Here is a 16,343-nt window from a genome sequence, read left to right as displayed (position 1 = left end):
AAATATAGTGTTTCTGCATCCCCTCGAAAGGATCCACAGAGTGCTCTTCAGCACACTAACTTTTTGAACGAAGGTCCGAACCCAAGCTAAACCATCTACAACCAGTCTCATTAAAGAGCGAAGCTGCAAACAGCCAATTAAAGCTTAAGCCAGGTACTTCGTTTACATCTATTGCCAGAAGCAACCAATGCAATCCAAGCACCCATTTAAATTACTTGATTTAATTGTAAAAGAGCGTACCAGGGAAGTACTTGCTTCCGCTTGGCTGAGTCCGAGGAGTGTACCACGAACTATTCAACTGGTGGGAAATGATTTTTACATCGCTTCCCGCTACCACCGTCTCAGTGAAGCAGTGTATCGCCTGACCGAGCCGTCTACTTTAACATTGTTTCTGGAAAAGTGGAAAAATAATTTGCATCATTTTCCGCCCCTCCCAGACACACCGATCAAACAACATTCCGTCCGACCGAGCCGCCTATCTTAGCGCGTCCTTCTCGACACAGGGAAATTATTTTCAACCTTTTCCCTGCCTCGCCCCGCCCCGATCGAACCGCTCCGAAGAGCTGTCCCTGCATCGCTGCGAGGAGGCGAATTCTACGGACTTTCTGGCAAAAGGCAACGGGGTTCAGCAACTATTTTTTCAAAAACTTCAAATTTGCTCCCGTGATGTGTCAGAACAGATCATCAGGCCACCCTGCGCCATGCCTTGCAGGACTCAAGTTAGCGTCCATCACTCGCAGCACTTGACTCTCCCATGACAACAATTGGTCAACAATCTGCAACCTGGCGCACAAACCTGCCAGCTTCCACACTCATTGACCACCCGGCAGACGTGACGCCGATGATCGACTTCGACGGTGAATCGGTGCAGCCGTCCGCTATCCGAAAAACCCGGTCACCACCCCTGCCGAGCGATTGCCCCTTTTCCGGTCAGACCAACGACACCCTGGCCACACGCCGCTTACCGACTTGCAGAACCACTTCAGAACCTGATTGAAGCAGCTGTCGTCCATCCTCCACCCGCTCGCCATCGATACGGACCGCACCCTGCTTGATCATGCGATGACTTGCCGAAGTACTTTCCGTCAGGCCCGCATCCACCAGCACATTGGCCAGAGCTCGCCCTTCATTGCCGGCTTCCACACGGACGGATTCGATATCTTCCGGCAACTGCCCCTGCTGAAACCGCTTGATGAAAGCGTCTTTCGCCAACTCTCCGGTACCGACACCGTGGTAGGTATCCACAATCTCCATTCCCAACTCGAACTTGACGTCTCGCGGATTGCGTCCCTCATCAACGGCCTTCCTCAAACCGTCGATATCGGCATTCGTCCTGGCACTGAGCAATTCGAAGTAACGCCACATGATGCTGTCCGGAATGGACATGAGCTTGCCGAACATCTCATCGGCCTCATCGTCGACACCCACATAATTGTTCAGTGATTTGGACATCTTCTGCACGCCATCCAGCCCCTCGAGCAATGGCATCGTGATGACAATCTGCGGCGATTGTCCGTTGCCCTTCTGCAATTCGCGCCCCATCAACAGATTGAATTTCTGATCGGTCCCGCCCAGCTCGACATCACATTCCAGGGCAACCGAGTCGTAGCCCTGCACCATGGGATACAGAAATTCATGCAAGGCGATGGGTTGCTGCTCGCGATAACGCTTGGCGAAGTCATCGCGCTCCAGCATTCGAGCCAGAGTCTGACGAGAAGCCAGTCGGATCAGATCACTGGCTGACATGGGTTCGAACCATTCCGCATTGAAGCGTACTTCGGTCTTCTCGGCGTCAAGAACCTTGAACACCTGCTCCTTGTAGGTCTGAGCATTTGCCAGCACGGCCGCATCATCCAGAGCCGGACGCGTGACACTCTTGCCACTGGGGTCACCGATACGACCAGTGAAATCCCCGATCAGGAAAATGACCTGATGGCCCAGCTGCTGAAACTGGCGCATCTTGTTCAGTAACACGGTATGCCCAAGGTGCAGATCGGGGGCAGTTGGATCGAATCCTGCTTTGATTCGCAGAGGTCGACCTTCTTTCAACCGCTCACGCAACTCGCTTTCCACCAGCACCTCATCGGTACCTCTCGATATCAGAGCAATCTGTTCTTCTATATCGTGACTGTTAATGGATTTCTCCGATGGCATGACTGATGAATTGCTCCACGTGATGAGCCAACAACTGGCTGGATGATCAAGGGAAAATCAACCGGTTTATCAGACACACCCCGGTTGACATTCACTTTTTATACAATTGCTCTACACTTGATAAAGCGCTGACGATTGTAATCGCGACTATAAACGAAAACAGGCGCCATTCATTCACAATCCAATTCTACGAACGGACACTCGCGTTGACTACTAAAAACGCTCACTACCGTCCGCACTGTGTGGACTTTTCACCCGGCGCGTTCAGCAGCACCGGAAATACACGAACTGACAAGTCGCGTGGTTCAAGCGCTGTGGCTGCCGGTCGATCATCACGAGTCAGATCGAAATCCACGACTCGCGGATCTGCCACGTCGGGGCGACGCACGGGTGCCGTCAGACTCGATTCCAGCCCCGCTGGTGTCGAACCACGACCGTACATGAGTCACCGAACCAAGCTCTATACAGCATTGGCAGTGGTCATCGGTGGCATTGTCTGGACAACCGTCGAAAAAGAAACAAGCACCGGCAACCCGGCGAATGCGCAGGAAGTTGTCCGGGCAAGTATGCCGGCACCGACTTTCTTTTTCGACGATGCCGTCGATGCGCTGACTGCTCACTTTTCCAGCGAAAAGGAGCAGCCGGAGGCTGCCGCCGTGACATTTGCGGCCCCCATCGACACTGCCAAACAGGTCGCCATCACTCGCCCGGCAAGCCTTGCCGAGCCGACAGATCAAGGCCTGACGAATTCCGCAGCGCCCAGCGACCCCTTGCACCCCCTGATGGAAACCACTGAGACCGCGGTCACGAAAACGCTGTCTCCTCTGGTTGACCACCCTGCCCTGACAGCCGTTCTGGAGGATGCCGACACACCGGAAGACACCAGCACCATCGTGGTGGCTGTGGCTCCGGGCAACACCTTGTCGGGAATCCTCAACAAGCATGGAGTGAACATCGACCAGATGCCGGGACTGTTGACGGACGATACCGTCAAACAGCATCTGTCCAATCTCAGAATCGGTCAGGAACTGGAAATTCAGCAGCTCCCCGACGGCAACTTCCAGAGCCTGACAACTCGAGTAGGCGATGACAAGCGAATCACGATCAATCGCTCCGACAGCAACTTCGAAGTGGTCTCGATCGACCTGCCACTTGAAAAGGAACGCGTGGTGACGTCAGGGACCATCCAGCAATCTCTTTATCTGGCAGCCCAGCAAGCCGATCTGAAGCAGTCGACCATCATGGAACTGGCCGACATTTTCCAGTGGGAGCTGGATTTCGCCAAGGACATTCGCAAGGGAGACCAGTTCAGCCTTGTTTACGACCGACTGTACCGTGATGGTCGCTATATCGGCGATGGCGACATCCTGGCAGCGGAGTTCATTCGTGGTGGCAAGAACTACCGCGCCATTCGTTTCACGACGGATGATGGCTCAACCGGTTATTACTCTCCTGATGGCAAGTCCATGCGTCGCACGTTCATGCGCCACCCCGTTGATGTTGTCAGAATCACCTCCCGGTTCAACCCCAATCGACTTCACCCGGTACTGCATCAGATTCGCGCACACCGAGGTGTCGACTACGGATCCCCGATCGGATCACCCATCTACGCCACAGCGGATGGCAAGGTGACCTACTCCGGCATGAAGGGCGCCTATGGCAACACTGTTGTTCTGCAACATGGCAAGAAATTCAGCACGCTGTATGCGCACATGTCGAAGATTTCCGAGAAGGCGGCAGCCGGCGCGCGGGTCAGGCAGGGAGATGTCGTGGGCTATGTCGGCAAGACCGGACGAGTGACCGGCGCCCATCTGCACTACGAATTCCGCGTCAACAACATGCAGATTGATCCGCTGAAAGTCGAATTGCCTGCGGCACCACCCATCGAGGGCAAGTATCTTGCCGAGCTCAAGGCTCTATCCGACGAAATGACGGCCCAGATGAGAAGTGTTCTGCCTGCCGGCGACCAGCAGGTTGCCTCGGCCAACAATGCCATCGTCAGCAGCTCCACGACACCCACTCAGCCATGAGAAAAGCCCCGTGAACTGACCGGCCATCAGGGCCGGTAGTTCACGGGGCTCGCCAGGCCCTTCCTAGTTGCCTGATCAGATCGAGAATATCTGTCCCTATACGGAGAAAGACGAACCACAGCCACAGGTGGTCGTGGCGTTGGGGTTGCGGATCACGAACTGGGATCCTTCCAGACCTTCCGTGTAGTCGATTTCGGCTCCCGTCAGATATTGAAAGCTCATGGGGTCAATGAGCAGCTTCACGCCTTCTTTCTTCACCTCGGTATCGCCTTCGTTGATGACCTCGTCGAAAGTGAAGCCGTACTGGAACCCACTGCAGCCGCCACCCGAAACGAAGACACGCAGCATGAGGTCGGGATTTCCCTCTTCCACGATCAGTTCCTTGACTTTCAATGCCGCCGCCTCGGTAAAGACCAGGGGATCAGGCATCTCGAAGTCGTCAAAATTGACTTCAGCACTCATTGGAAATTCCTCTCATTCTCATTGCTAGGCAGTTTACTTGACCTAGCGTTTTAGTCAACTATTCTTCATTGATCGAACGCGATCTCTGACCAGCGGAAACGCTGCACGTGCGGCTTCAGTCGCTTGCCTTCAGGCAAGATCCATATTTCGACGTAGTCGGGGTTGATGGTAGTGATGTTCTTCGCCTTAACCAAGAGTGTCTGGAAAAAACGCAGATCAAAGAAAGCCACCTTGACGACATCGTCACTCAGCGACGATGCAAGAAGCTCATCCTCTCGCCACTCTCCACTGCTCGGCGCTTGTGGCACAGCGGCCCTGACCAACGGGTCGAGCTCACTGTCAGTCAGTATCCAGCGCTGATCCACGCCTGCCTGATTGGCCAGCAGGGTCACAGCGATGGCTCCGGAGGCTCGTTCACGTCCACGAGCCTGAACCAGCGTGATCGACAGGGCTTCCGGCGCGGCACTCGTCCGGGTCAATTCGTCCACCCGAATGGTCCACTCGCTCTCGGTACCTTCGATACGACGATACAAGGCCAGTTCGGCCTTGTCGTCCATCGACTGTTTCGCGCTGTCGTCCAGCCTGACCTGCAGGGATGCGGCCCTGGCTTCAGCCACTTCCAGAGACAGCGCCTGTTGCCTGAGATCGGATTGCAGCGACTCCACCCTGTTCTGCAACTGCAGTTGCTCCTGCTCGGCACTGGCTTGAAGAAGCCGCAGTTGCTCCCGGGACAATGCCTGTGACTGAAAGCGTCCCGATATCCAGGCTGCCGGTATGCACAGAGACAGCGCAACCAGCAGGAAGGCCTTGCCTGGAATGCGGGAAATCATGGTCGCTCCCTGATCGGTATACCGTTCAGGGCATCAATGCCGGTTGTTGCAGACCACGGGTTTCAGGCAGACCGAGCATGAGATTCATGTTCTGAATGGCCTGACCGGCAGCCCCCTTCACCAGATTGTCTTCCACGGCCAGCACGACGGCCGTGTCCCGTCCTTGCGGTTGATGCACCGCCAGGCGACACATGTTGGTGCCGCGCACGGAGCGAGTTTCGGGGTGTGCACCGGCCGGCATGACATCGACAAAGGGTTCGTCCCCGAATCGTTCCTCGAACAGTGCCTGTAGGTCGACTTTCTGCGTGAGCCGGGCATACAGGGTGGCATGAATGCCTCTGATGATCGGCAACAGGTGAGGTGTGAACGTCAGACTCACGGGACCAGGGCTCATCGCGGCCAGACCTTGCTCGATTTCCGGCAGATGCCGATGCCCGGCAACCCCATAAGCACGAAAACTGTCGGCGGATTCTGCCAGCAGGTTGGGAACAGAGGCCCCTCGACCCGCGCCGGTGATTCCGGATTTGGCATCGGCAATCAGCGTTTCGGTATCCACGATGCCCGCTTCCAGCAATGGCAGGAAGCCCAACTGCACAGTGGTTGGATAACAGCCCGGGTTGGCCACCAGCAAGGCATCGCGAATGCTGTCGCGATTCATCTCCGGCAGACCGTAGACGGCTCGCTCCACCCACTCGGCGCTGGCATGCTGCATGCCGTACCACTGCTCCCAGACCGGCACATCCTTCAATCGGAAGTCGGCCGACAGATCAACGACACGGATACCCTTTTCGAGCAGCGCCGGAGCCTGCTTCATGGCTGTGCCATTGGGCGTGGCGAAAAACACCAGATCGCAGTCAGCGTCCGTGACGTCGTCAGGGTCCGAGAACAGCAGGTCGACATGACCGCGCAGGCTCGGGAACAAGGCATCGACCCGAGTACCGGCCTGCGCACGGGAGCTGATGAAGACGATGTCGATGTCGTCGCGAACCGACAGCAATCTCAGTAATTCCACTCCGGTATAGCCTGAACCCCCAATGATCCCGATTCGCATGTGCGTGATTGTTCCCTGCCTTCAAACTTTAACCAAGCGCTGTCTGCGCTCCTCAGCGAACGATTATTGCACAGTCGCGCGGACCCGGAATCACTCGTGCATGATCCGGGCCCGCACAACACTAGCGAGCAGGCATCGGGTTGGCCAGGTCATCCCAGGGAGCAGCATGGACCTTGTCGCCACGGATGTAGAACACCGAGTCATTGACCATCACGGCGCGATCATCGGCGTAACTGTGGTAGTAATCGCCACCGTCCCCGAATGACTCGACCACCATGGCACCGCGTGAGGTAATACCCGCATCGGCTCCGGTACGAATCTCGAAACCGTGAAACCCCGAATAATTCCAGCCATGATAGGTAGTGGCCTCATGCCCGGTGGGCGAACTGCTCGGTGAAGCCTGTCCATGGACATCGATACCGAAACCGACGCGTGCAGGATGATCATCCGTGGCGGACTGCACGACGATGGCTCGATGATCGCTGAGCGCGCGTGACTCGGTGCCTCGCTGACCGACCAGCATGGATTGCACTTCGGTTGGTGCGGCCGGATTGCTGACATTGAACAGGGACAATTTCACGCCCTGAACCAGTGCGCCGCGTCCGTCACCGATGTCGCCCGGTGTTGCCACAGCGTCCTTGCCGATGCCCAGCAGATAGTCCGCGCTGATGGGATGCAGATAATCACTGTAACCATCAATCTGCAACTCTCCGGCGATGGCCGGCTGCAACGGATCTGCCAGATCGATGATGTACAGTGGATCGGTCTGCCGGAATGTCACCAGATAGGCGCGATCGCCCAGAAAACGCGAAGCATACAGCTGCTCACCCGGCTTGCCGATGAAACCCGGCTCCGACGCATTGGGCAGGCTTGCAACCGTGTCCAGCTCTCCGCCACCATCGGCGTGCAATACGCTCAGCAGAATGGGGCTTTCATCGAGACCTTGCCGATCATTGAAGGTTGCCACGCGCAGGTAGCCGTCCCGTTCACTCATGCGAAAAGGCTTGCGCAGAGGATTCCAGCCGAGATGCCCCTGGACAGTGCCCGACCCGGCATAGAGCAGTTGGCCAGAGTCGATATTGAACTGATGAATATCGGTATCCACACGGGGATCATGCCATTCGATATCCACCGGAAAACTACCATCATCGACGGACAGGGAACCACCGTTCTCGGCAACCGGACCTGAGGAATAGTCGTATTGCGTGGTAGCCAGGAAAACGGCTTGTGGCGAGGCATACAGCGTCTCCGTCGCCCCGAGATAACACTCGTTGTCGCTGAACTGCCAGGCCTCCAGATCGAACACGGACAAGGTAATGATATCGGGTGAATAATAGTGGTCGCTACTGGCAGAATCCGAGACGAAACAGCTGCCGGGATCGATCAGCGCCGTACGGTTCGCACCGCCATCGAGGCTGTATTGCGGCAGAAGATCGGTCGCTGATGCGCTGTTGACGGCTTCTCGCCATTGGTCCGCGCTGACCTGGTATGACTGCACGTCGGGCAACTGCGGGTAGAAGCGTGAAGCCAGAAACAGGTATTTGCCGATTCTCCGGCTCGATACGATCTGCCCGTCCAGGTTCAGTGTGGCGGTCACCGAGGCATTGGCGGCATCGCTGACATCCACGCGTGTGATGAGACTGTCACGCCCGCCGAACATGGCAGGTTCTGACCAGTAAGCCCAGAAACTGTTACCCGAGGCACTCACTATTGCCTGCGTCTGCTCGTCCTTCTCGTAGAGGTAGAATCCTTCCGCGTAACGACCATCGAGCGACAGCGGCAAGTCCCGGAGACCAGTGGCATCGGGAGCGTCAGCGTCGAGTTGCAGGATGCGCAGAGTCGTGCCGGCCGCAAGAGGCTCTTCTCCGGGCAGCGTATCGCCGATAAAACCATCCTCCGGACCGTAGTAGTAGTCGTAGGCACTGTTCAGCAGATAGAGTCGGTCACCGCTTGCATTGACCTTGACCCAGTCCTGCTCGTCCACACCCAGCTCCTGCACATTGGTCGAGGTGACCTCATTGCCACTTGAGGAATCATCGACACCCCCCTCGCCGCCACTTTCACCACCGGTATCACCACCGGATTCCCCCGACGCCGCGCCATCGCCACTCACGGGCGCCGAATCCTGATCGCCGGACTCGGACGATAAATAGTCAGGGTTGCCCTGGGAGGCCGTGTTCTGCGCAATCAGGCCCTCCCTGACGGCATCCAGAAATGCATCGCCGCTACCCAGTGTTCGCAGCTTGCGATCACCGAGTGGTTCGACGGATGTGTCACTGTCAGAGCTGCAGGCAGCCAGCAATACCGCGCTGACAAGACCGGCAACCACCGTGATTCGTGCGTTCATGCGCATTTTCCTCCCCTCGGCCCATTTGGGACTAATATCCCAATCATACTCCTGTAGCGACCAAAGGCAAGCCTGAATCAAGTCAAACAGGTGCCATGTCAAGTTTTACCGTCAGGCGATGGTGAGGTCCGGCAGGAGGAATCCGGCTGCTTGAATGGCATCCTGTAGCTGTTCTGCATCATACGGCTTGGGTAGAAATCGAACGACTCCCAGGCTTTCGGCCAGGTGCCTGTTGGCTTCATCATCACGACTGCTGATGATGATGACGGGTGGGCAGGCTTCGGCGTAGCGCCGGCGAATCTGTCGCAGAAATCCGAGCCCGTCGAGGCGCGGCATGTCCAGATCCAGGATGATCAGGTCCGGCAGCGCCGAGGCCATGCTCTCCAGCGCTTCGACGCCGTCGCGACATTGCCGGACCGCGATGCCCGATTGCTGCAACATGTCGTCGGTGGCCACTCGCATTGTCAATGAATCATCAACCACCAGTGCTACCGGTCGCCGGGAAGATCGCGCAGCTCTGCCGGGAGCATCGGTGTCCGGCCTCGGCATCTCGACGATTCGGTTGAGGTCCAGAATCAGTACCTGCCGACCGTCAGCCAGCACACTACCGCCCGAGTAGCATTTCAGGCTGGCCATCTGTGATCCCAGCGCCTGAGTGACCAGCTCTCGATAACCGATGACCCGATCCACTTCCAGCGCCAGCTGCTGGCCACTGACACTGACGAGCACCGCCGCACGCTCGACCGGCTGTCCGGAAGCGTCACCACCGTCCATGGGTGCGATCAGCCGGGACAGGCTGATCGGACGATACCGCTCCGGTGCTTCCACCCGGGTACGCGGCGTATTGACCGAATCCACCTGATTGACAGGCATGGCAAACAGTACGCCAGCCTCTTCCACCAGTACCACCTGATTGACCACAATGTGCTGCGGAATGCGCAGACACACCCGCGTCCCCTCTCCCGGCTGTGTCGCAATCTGCACATGACCACGCAATTGCCTCAGGCTGGCGTCGACGGCGGCCAGGCCCAGACCATGACCACCTACCGGTGTGGGCGATGCAATTCGGGTGAAACCGGAGCGAAACAAGGTGGCCTGCAGTTGTTCATGCGTCTGAATCGGCGCTTCACCTCTTGCCTGCAGGACTCGATTCAGTTCTGCCCTGTCGATGCCACGACCATCATCATGGACCTCGATGACCAGATCAGTGCCATCGACACTGGCCAGCAGACTCACGGTGCCCATGGCCTGCTTGCCCGCTTGCAGACGCTCTTCCTCGCTTTCGATCCCGTGCACGATGCAATTGCGCACCAGATGTTCCAGCGGTGCCTGCAGTTGACGGAACAGCGCCCGATCGAGTGTCACCTCACCTCCACTGATCCGAATGCAGGCCCGGCACCCCAGCAGATCTGCGGCATCCTGTACAGCCTGGGCGAGCCGCTCCTCGATTTCATCCACCCGAACCAGCCTGGTGCGTATCAGCCCCTGTTGCAGACTGGCTGCAGCGCGCGAGGAATGCTGCTGTTCGCGTTCGGCGCGATGCAGTGCCAGACGCATGCTGTCGTGCGCCGCGTCCAGGTCCGCCAGTATTTCGTTCATCGCCGGTGTGTTGCGAAACTGTTCCGCCTGCGGCAAGGCTTGCCAGCGAGCCGAAGTGGTTTCGATATCCTGACAGATCTCGCGCAGGCTGCCCAGTTCGTGATTCAGGCGGGCCTGATTGACCGTCACATCGGTTGCCAGCTCCAGCAAACCGTCAAATGCCGCATCGCTGACCAACAGTGGCTCGGATGACGGTGACTGCGAACCCTGTGACTCTTCAAGCTGGTCTGCGTCGGCCACACTTGCCTGGGCAGAGGCCTGAAAGACCAGGCTGTTCAATATCATCAGGCCATCTTTCAAGGCTTCCTGTTGCGCTTCGGAGTTCTCCGCGGCGGCTTGCAACTGCCGCTCCAGCGAATGCGCGTGCTCGGCAATACTCATGCGCCCGGCCATGCGCGCGCTGCCCTTGAGTGTATGCAATACAGCCAGCGCGGCGTCGATGTGAGTGCCGTCCGCAGGCGAGCTGTGGGCAGCACGACGCAGGCGGTCCAGTAACTCGCGTGCCTCCTCGGCAAACACATCATGGAGCGAACGTATGTTGGCAGACAGAGCAGGTCCCGCCGATTGTGTATCACTGCCGGGAATGACCTTTGCCATGAAACCCGGCAAACGGGCTTCTATTTCCACGATTTCCGCTGTGACCGGCTCACCGGTAGCCAGGCTGTGCAAACGAGCTCGCAAGGCTCTGAGCAACTCGCGAATGTAACGCGTTTCCGTCGCGTCGAACGATGTTCCTTCACGCTGTCGGGTCAGGGCAACTCTCTGCAGAGGCTGCACGATGGCGGTGATACCGGTCGCCCCTACCGTCTGCGCACTGCCGGCCATCGTATGCAAGGCACGCAGCATCTGTTCGGTAGGCAGACGCAGGGACAGGTCGGCACTGGGCTGGAGTGCGGAACTGACCGATGCTTCCAGGTCGTCCAGATGCCCCAGACACTCGAAGTGAAAGACATGTTCGAGCGTATTGTCCAGCGCTGCGTGGATGGAGTCATCCAGCGTATCGGACAGCAGATCGTCATCGACATTGAGTGTCAACCCGCCGGTATCGTGCAGATCGAACGGTTCCGCCACGGCATCCAGTCGCGACAGCAGATCAGCGAAGCCTCTCGGGTTTTCGCCGTGACTGAGCCATTGATCGATCAGTTGCGGAATCACACCATGCACTTCTTCCAGCAGCGACAGTTGATCCTCTTCCAGTACCTGCTGCATCACCGGCCCCCGCTCGAACCAGTCGCTGGCTGATCCTGCCAGTTGCACAATGGCCGGAGAGCCCCCCTGCCTTGCCTGATTCAGCAGCAATCCCAACGCCTGTCCGATGGCTGCCAGAGGGGAGCCTGACGGACTCGCCCGGTATTGCACCAGGGCTTCGCCCAGGGCGTCCCAGAAAGGCAGCAGCCGGAAGACACTGCGTTCGACATCCTTGTCGCGAGCCACGGCATGCGATGGTTGCGGCGTCTCACCCAGCAGATTGCACGCATTGAGCAACGCCTCCTCGGCATCGACCAGCAACACGCCGGCAGAGGCCTGTGGCTGCAGAACGCAACCCAGGTAATAGTCCATCGAGACCAGCAGGGTCGCGATCTCTTCGTGCACGGCCCGCATCGAGCGATTTTCATGCAATGAGACCTGCCGTCCACCCTGCACCTGCAGATGTGTCAGAACATCCACCAAACCTCGAAGCAATGGCGTGACTTCCGGCAACGGCAGAATCTGCAAGGCCTGATTCACCTGCTCCAGTTGCCGGGCAACAGTCTGACACTCATCGCTTGCCAGTGGCTGCGCATGAAACATCTCGGTCAGGGAGTCGGCGACGGCGTGCAGACTTCCCCGCGCTTCACGCAGGCAGGCGTCGATGGCCATATCGACATAGACCTGCTCATTCTGGTCACCCACCTGAACGCCGGACGAGGTACTTCGCCGGATGCTGTCTCTGGCATTCTGGTCCAGCAAGGTGTCCAGCAGCAGTAGCGATTCGGCCAGCCGCTGACAACGCTGCGCCGGTGTTTCCGCCGCACTGCTGTCATTGGCCGACTCGCCCGTTGCCGGAGGCGCAAACGGTGTTTTCGCTACGGTGTCGCCAGTGTCATCGGGCGTGCGACCGAGGTCTTGATCAGTTGCCTGTTCGTCGAGACACCGCAGATCCGCATTGATCGATTGCAGACAGGACAATGCCTGAGTGGCCCCCATCAGGGTGAGCACCGGCTCAAGCTGGCTCAACCTGACCCGCAGGCGAATGAGCTTCGGCTGCTGTCGTCCGTTCTCATCGATGTCGCTTTCCAGCCACTGGCGCAGCTCATGTGTCTCGGCCGCCAGGCTGTTGCGGATGGCTCGCGACAGATGGTAGCCCACACCGATGGTCGGTGTGTTTCGGCTCTGATTGGCGCGCGCAGCCTGCCGGATGCGATCCAGCCGAAAGCGCCTGCGCAGCGCAATCGCCGCAGGATCTTCCGATTCGGTCTGTGCCACGTAATACAGGAAGTTGCGCAGCAGATCGCCGGGCAGAAGATCCTCGGGATTCGCCACGGCTGCACAACGATGCAGGCTGCGTTCGAGCTGCGCGTAGAGACTGCGCAGTGCCGCCCCATCCGTGAGTTGCCCGTCTGCGGTTGCACGCGCAACCAGCGATGCGGCCTGAAACAATGGCAGCAGAATGTCGAGATGTTTTCGGGATTCGCAGAAGTCTGCCAGCGCATCGATTTCGTGAGCAACCAGCCGGAGCTTGTGGGCTCGAAGATCGTCGTCGTCAGCGTTTCTCCACCAGTCCAGCAAGCGCTGCGCCAGACCGGCATGAGCCGCAGAGGCACGATCCACCCAGGCCTGGCGTTGGGCAGGCCAGTCGCTGCCGGCCTCGTCCTTGCCGCGGGTCACGGCAACGGACCCCGAGCCGGGTTGCGGCAGTTCGATGCCGGCAGCCAGCACCAGCACGTCGGACAACAGCGCTTCGTTGCGACATGCCCGGCTGTCATTGACCAACGGCAACAACGGCAGGGCGTTGTCTATCGTGATATCACCCTGTAACAGGGTGACATGCTCACTCAATTGATCGCTGGCCAGCAACAGCACCCTGCCCAGTTCTTCCTCATCAGCCGACTGCCCCTGTTGGTCGGCATCCAGCAAGGCCAGCAATTCCTCGGCGACGTAGACAGCCGCACCCTTGTCCAACAGGACCAGGGTGTTGCGAAATCGCTTCAGATCATCGCATAGCAGTTGTCGGGTCGATGCATCGCGATTGTCCAGATATACCTGCAGATGCAGGGCGAAGTCATCGGCTTGCACCCGCAGATGTGCCAGGGCCTCGTGCGAGAAATCGGGAGCAGGCAAGGAATCCTCTGAGACACTATCGTCATCGGATTCATCCATGAATGGCAGCCCGTTCTGCAGCCCGACGGGCCTGACTTGCCTTGACGACCGAGCCTTCTTCACCGGCACCCGACTCGGCGGCAGGTCTGGGTGGCAGTTGAAAATCTGCCAGGCTCTGACGCAACTCGCTGGCCAGCTCTTCCAGCTCACTCAGTGAATCGACATTGCCGGTAACGGCATCATCGGTTTGTCGGGTGATGCGGTTGATCACATCCATGTTCTCCGACAAGGTACGCACCAGCGCGGTTTGCGCTGTCGTTCGCTGCGCCAGAGTACTGGCACGTTGCCGAAGGGTGTCTGCATCCTGCCGAATGGCCTGCAGTGATGTTGTCGCCTTTTCTGTCTGGGAGACACCGGCGGCCAGTTCCACGCTGGTAAATTCCATGGATTGCACCGTATCAGATGCATCCTGCGCGATGGTGCTGGTCAGTGTATCTATATCCCGAGTGGTACGCCCCAGCACTTCGGCCAGTTGCGCAACTTCATCCGACAGGCGGCCCAGATCCGCGGCGGCATCCCCCGGGGAACTGGCACGTGAACCTGCCGATGCGCGAATGGTGGTATTCAGTGCCAGCAGATCAGTACGTCGCGCCACCTCACGAATGACACCCACACGCTCATTGATAGCCGCGACGTTTTCCACCAGGCGATGCATGAGCCGGGTAGTGACGTCCGCCTCGTTACGTATCGAAAACAGGCGATTGAGCGTGATCGCCAACGACTCTGCTCCAAGTTCTGCCTGAGCCACAGCCGCCTGGGCCGTTGTGGCAGTTTCCGCCGCGTCGCTGGAAATCTCTGCCATCGCTCCACCCAGCGCGGACAGATGATTGGATGAACGCAGGGTTTCGGCAGATTGTTCGGTGCAGGCCATGGAGACCGATTCCGCCGACTCTCTCGAGCGCAGGATCGCAGCGTTGATCTGCTCCGAGGTATGGCCCATGGTGCCGACAAGCCAACGCAATTCGCTGATGGAGTAATTGAAGGCTTCGGCCAGAGACCCCGTCATATTGTTGCCGACCGTGGCACGTACGCGCAGGTCGCCACTGGCCAGTGGTGCAATTTCATCCATGAGCCGCAACACGGCAGCCTGTTCATGGCTGTCTTCAATCCCTCGCCTGCTCTCTTCCTGCTCGACCGAGCGACGTGATGACACGAGTAACCAGCAGAACAGCAGCAGACTGAGAAAGGCGAGCCCGAGACTCCAGTAGGCAGCGTTGCGCATGGCCGGCACGGGCATGCGCAATCGCCCCATGAGCCGATCGGTTGCAACCAGCTCGCTGCCTTCCACGGAGCCATCCTGCACAGCCTCCCAGGCCACTTGCAGGTCGGCCATGCGCTCGCTGGCCAGAGCGGAGGTTCGAGCCAGCCCCATCAGCGACACCAGCAGGGCCAGTATCGACAGAATCAGCAGAACGAAAGGTACGGACAGTTTCCTTTCACGCGAGGTGTAGGCAACAGCAGACATCAATTATCGGTTTCCGCAATATTGAGAAATACAGGAGACTGCAACAGCGCGGCAATGTCCAGCAGACGATGCACGCGGTCCTGCTGGACAACTGCCTGCGTCGTCAGTGCCAGATTTCCGTCACTGGAGAATACGGCGTCCTCCTGATCCAACGGTACCTCGCTCAGCGGTGTGGCACTCAAACCGAACACGGTATCGACCTGCAGCCCACCCTTGCCGATCGACTCTGTCAGTTCCAGTGTATGACCCGTGGATGAGCGACGCCCTGAAAAGGCACCGAGATCGGTCACCGGCAACAATTTGCCATGCGCTACTGCAAGTCCGCGAAACCAGCGTTGAGTACCGGAAACCGGTTGCACACGCAGCTGTTCGTGAACCGAGCTGATCAGCTCTGCTGGCGCAGCCAGGGCCAGGCCACCGGCTTCGAACAACAGGTGTCGTATAGCCACGAGACTTCAGGCGTCACTGGTTTCAGCAGGCTCATCCGCCTTGCTGGCCGTGGCTACCGGCACATCGCGAGCTGGCAGCGGTATCGGGATATGGCGACGCACGGCAGCCAGCAGACTCTCGGCAGTGAAGGGCTTCGACAGGTGCGCATTGCTGCCGACGATTCGACCACGTGCCTTGTCGAACAGGCCGTCCTTGCTGGAGAGCATGACAACCGGGATTGCCTTGTGATCGGCATTGTTTCTTATCAGTGCGCAGGTCTGGTAGCCATCCAGACGCGGCATCATGATGTCTGCCAGCACCAGAGCCGGACGATGCTCGACCACCAGAGCAAGCGCCTCGAAACCATCGACGGCCGTGACAACCCGATAGCCCTCGGACTCCAGGATTGCCTGCGCAGACTGGCGGACCGTTTTGCTGTCATCGACCAGCAGAACGGTAGGCGCTGTCATCTCGCCTGTCGCTTCGGTGGCGCTATGTCCATTGTCTGAATGTTTCATGCAGAGGCTCTTGCCGACGCAACCGTGTACCGTGTCAAGGGTATCCGATTAGATGCCTCAGCGTCACGCGATACGGACGATAAACCCGCACGGCCATT

11 protein-coding genes are annotated in these 16,343 nt (G+C 58.4%); 1 reads left to right on the top strand and 10 read right to left on the bottom strand.

From position 1 onward, the window contains the following. Positions 1-930 precede the first annotated feature (930 nt). A complete protein-coding gene (gene tyrS / locus ACUNV4_RS21035; RefSeq protein WP_430880582.1) occupies positions 931-2,154 on the bottom strand; it encodes a tyrosine--tRNA ligase in 1,224 nt (407 codons plus the stop codon). 226 nt (positions 2,155-2,380) lie between these two features. Next, positions 2,381-2,596 (bottom strand): hypothetical protein, encoded by a 216-nt coding sequence (locus ACUNV4_RS21030; protein ID WP_430880581.1) that lies wholly within the window; start codon positions 2,594-2,596, stop codon positions 2,381-2,383. Here ACUNV4_RS21030 and ACUNV4_RS21025 point away from each other — a divergent pair. Continuing rightward, positions 2,595-4,184, top strand: coding sequence for a peptidoglycan DD-metalloendopeptidase family protein (locus tag ACUNV4_RS21025; protein WP_430880580.1), 1,590 nt, complete (start codon positions 2,595-2,597; stop codon positions 4,182-4,184). The two genes, ACUNV4_RS21030 and ACUNV4_RS21025, sit on opposite strands and share 2 nt — an antisense overlap. A gap of 96 nt (positions 4,185-4,280) precedes the next feature. Here the strand turns inward: ACUNV4_RS21025 and erpA are convergent, their stop codons facing one another. From erpA to ACUNV4_RS20985, 8 genes are all read right to left on the bottom strand, one after another. Further along, positions 4,281-4,646, bottom strand: a complete 366-nt coding sequence (gene erpA / locus ACUNV4_RS21020; protein ID WP_430880579.1) for an iron-sulfur cluster insertion protein ErpA — start codon at positions 4,644-4,646, stop codon at positions 4,281-4,283. A 65-nt stretch (positions 4,647-4,711) separates the two neighbouring features. Then, the gene (locus tag ACUNV4_RS21015; RefSeq protein ID WP_430880578.1) at positions 4,712-5,476 is read right to left on the bottom strand and encodes a hypothetical protein; all 765 of its coding nucleotides are present in this window, start codon (positions 5,474-5,476) and stop codon (positions 4,712-4,714) included. Between the two features lie 25 nt (positions 5,477-5,501). Next, positions 5,502-6,527, bottom strand: a complete 1,026-nt coding sequence (argC, locus tag ACUNV4_RS21010) for an N-acetyl-gamma-glutamyl-phosphate reductase (RefSeq protein ID WP_430880577.1) — start codon at positions 6,525-6,527, stop codon at positions 5,502-5,504. 121 nt (positions 6,528-6,648) lie between these two features. Continuing rightward, positions 6,649-8,874, bottom strand: a complete 2,226-nt coding sequence (locus tag ACUNV4_RS21005) for a beta-propeller domain-containing protein (protein ID WP_430880576.1) — start codon at positions 8,872-8,874, stop codon at positions 6,649-6,651. A gap of 111 nt (positions 8,875-8,985) precedes the next feature. Beyond that, positions 8,986-13,833 carry a hybrid sensor histidine kinase/response regulator gene (locus ACUNV4_RS21000; protein WP_430880575.1) on the bottom strand — a complete coding sequence of 1,616 codons (4,848 nt, stop codon included), beginning with the start codon at positions 13,831-13,833 and terminating at the stop codon, positions 8,986-8,988. Next, the gene (locus ACUNV4_RS20995; protein WP_430880574.1) at positions 13,826-15,298 is read right to left on the bottom strand and encodes a methyl-accepting chemotaxis protein; all 1,473 of its coding nucleotides are present in this window, start codon (positions 15,296-15,298) and stop codon (positions 13,826-13,828) included. The genes ACUNV4_RS21000 and ACUNV4_RS20995 overlap by 8 nt, the downstream gene beginning before the upstream one ends. Beyond that, entirely contained in the window at positions 15,298-15,747 is a 450-nt protein-coding gene (locus ACUNV4_RS20990; protein ID WP_430880573.1) for a chemotaxis protein CheW, read from the bottom strand. The genes ACUNV4_RS20995 and ACUNV4_RS20990 overlap by 1 nt, the downstream gene beginning before the upstream one ends. Before the next feature lie 6 nt (positions 15,748-15,753). After that, positions 15,754-16,245 carry a response regulator gene (locus ACUNV4_RS20985; protein ID WP_430880572.1) on the bottom strand — a complete coding sequence of 164 codons (492 nt, stop codon included), beginning with the start codon at positions 16,243-16,245 and terminating at the stop codon, positions 15,754-15,756. Positions 16,246-16,343 lie beyond the last annotated feature (98 nt).

This window comes from Granulosicoccus sp. 3-233, from assembly GCF_052681095.1.
This window is presented reverse-complemented; position numbering and strand designations above follow the sequence as displayed.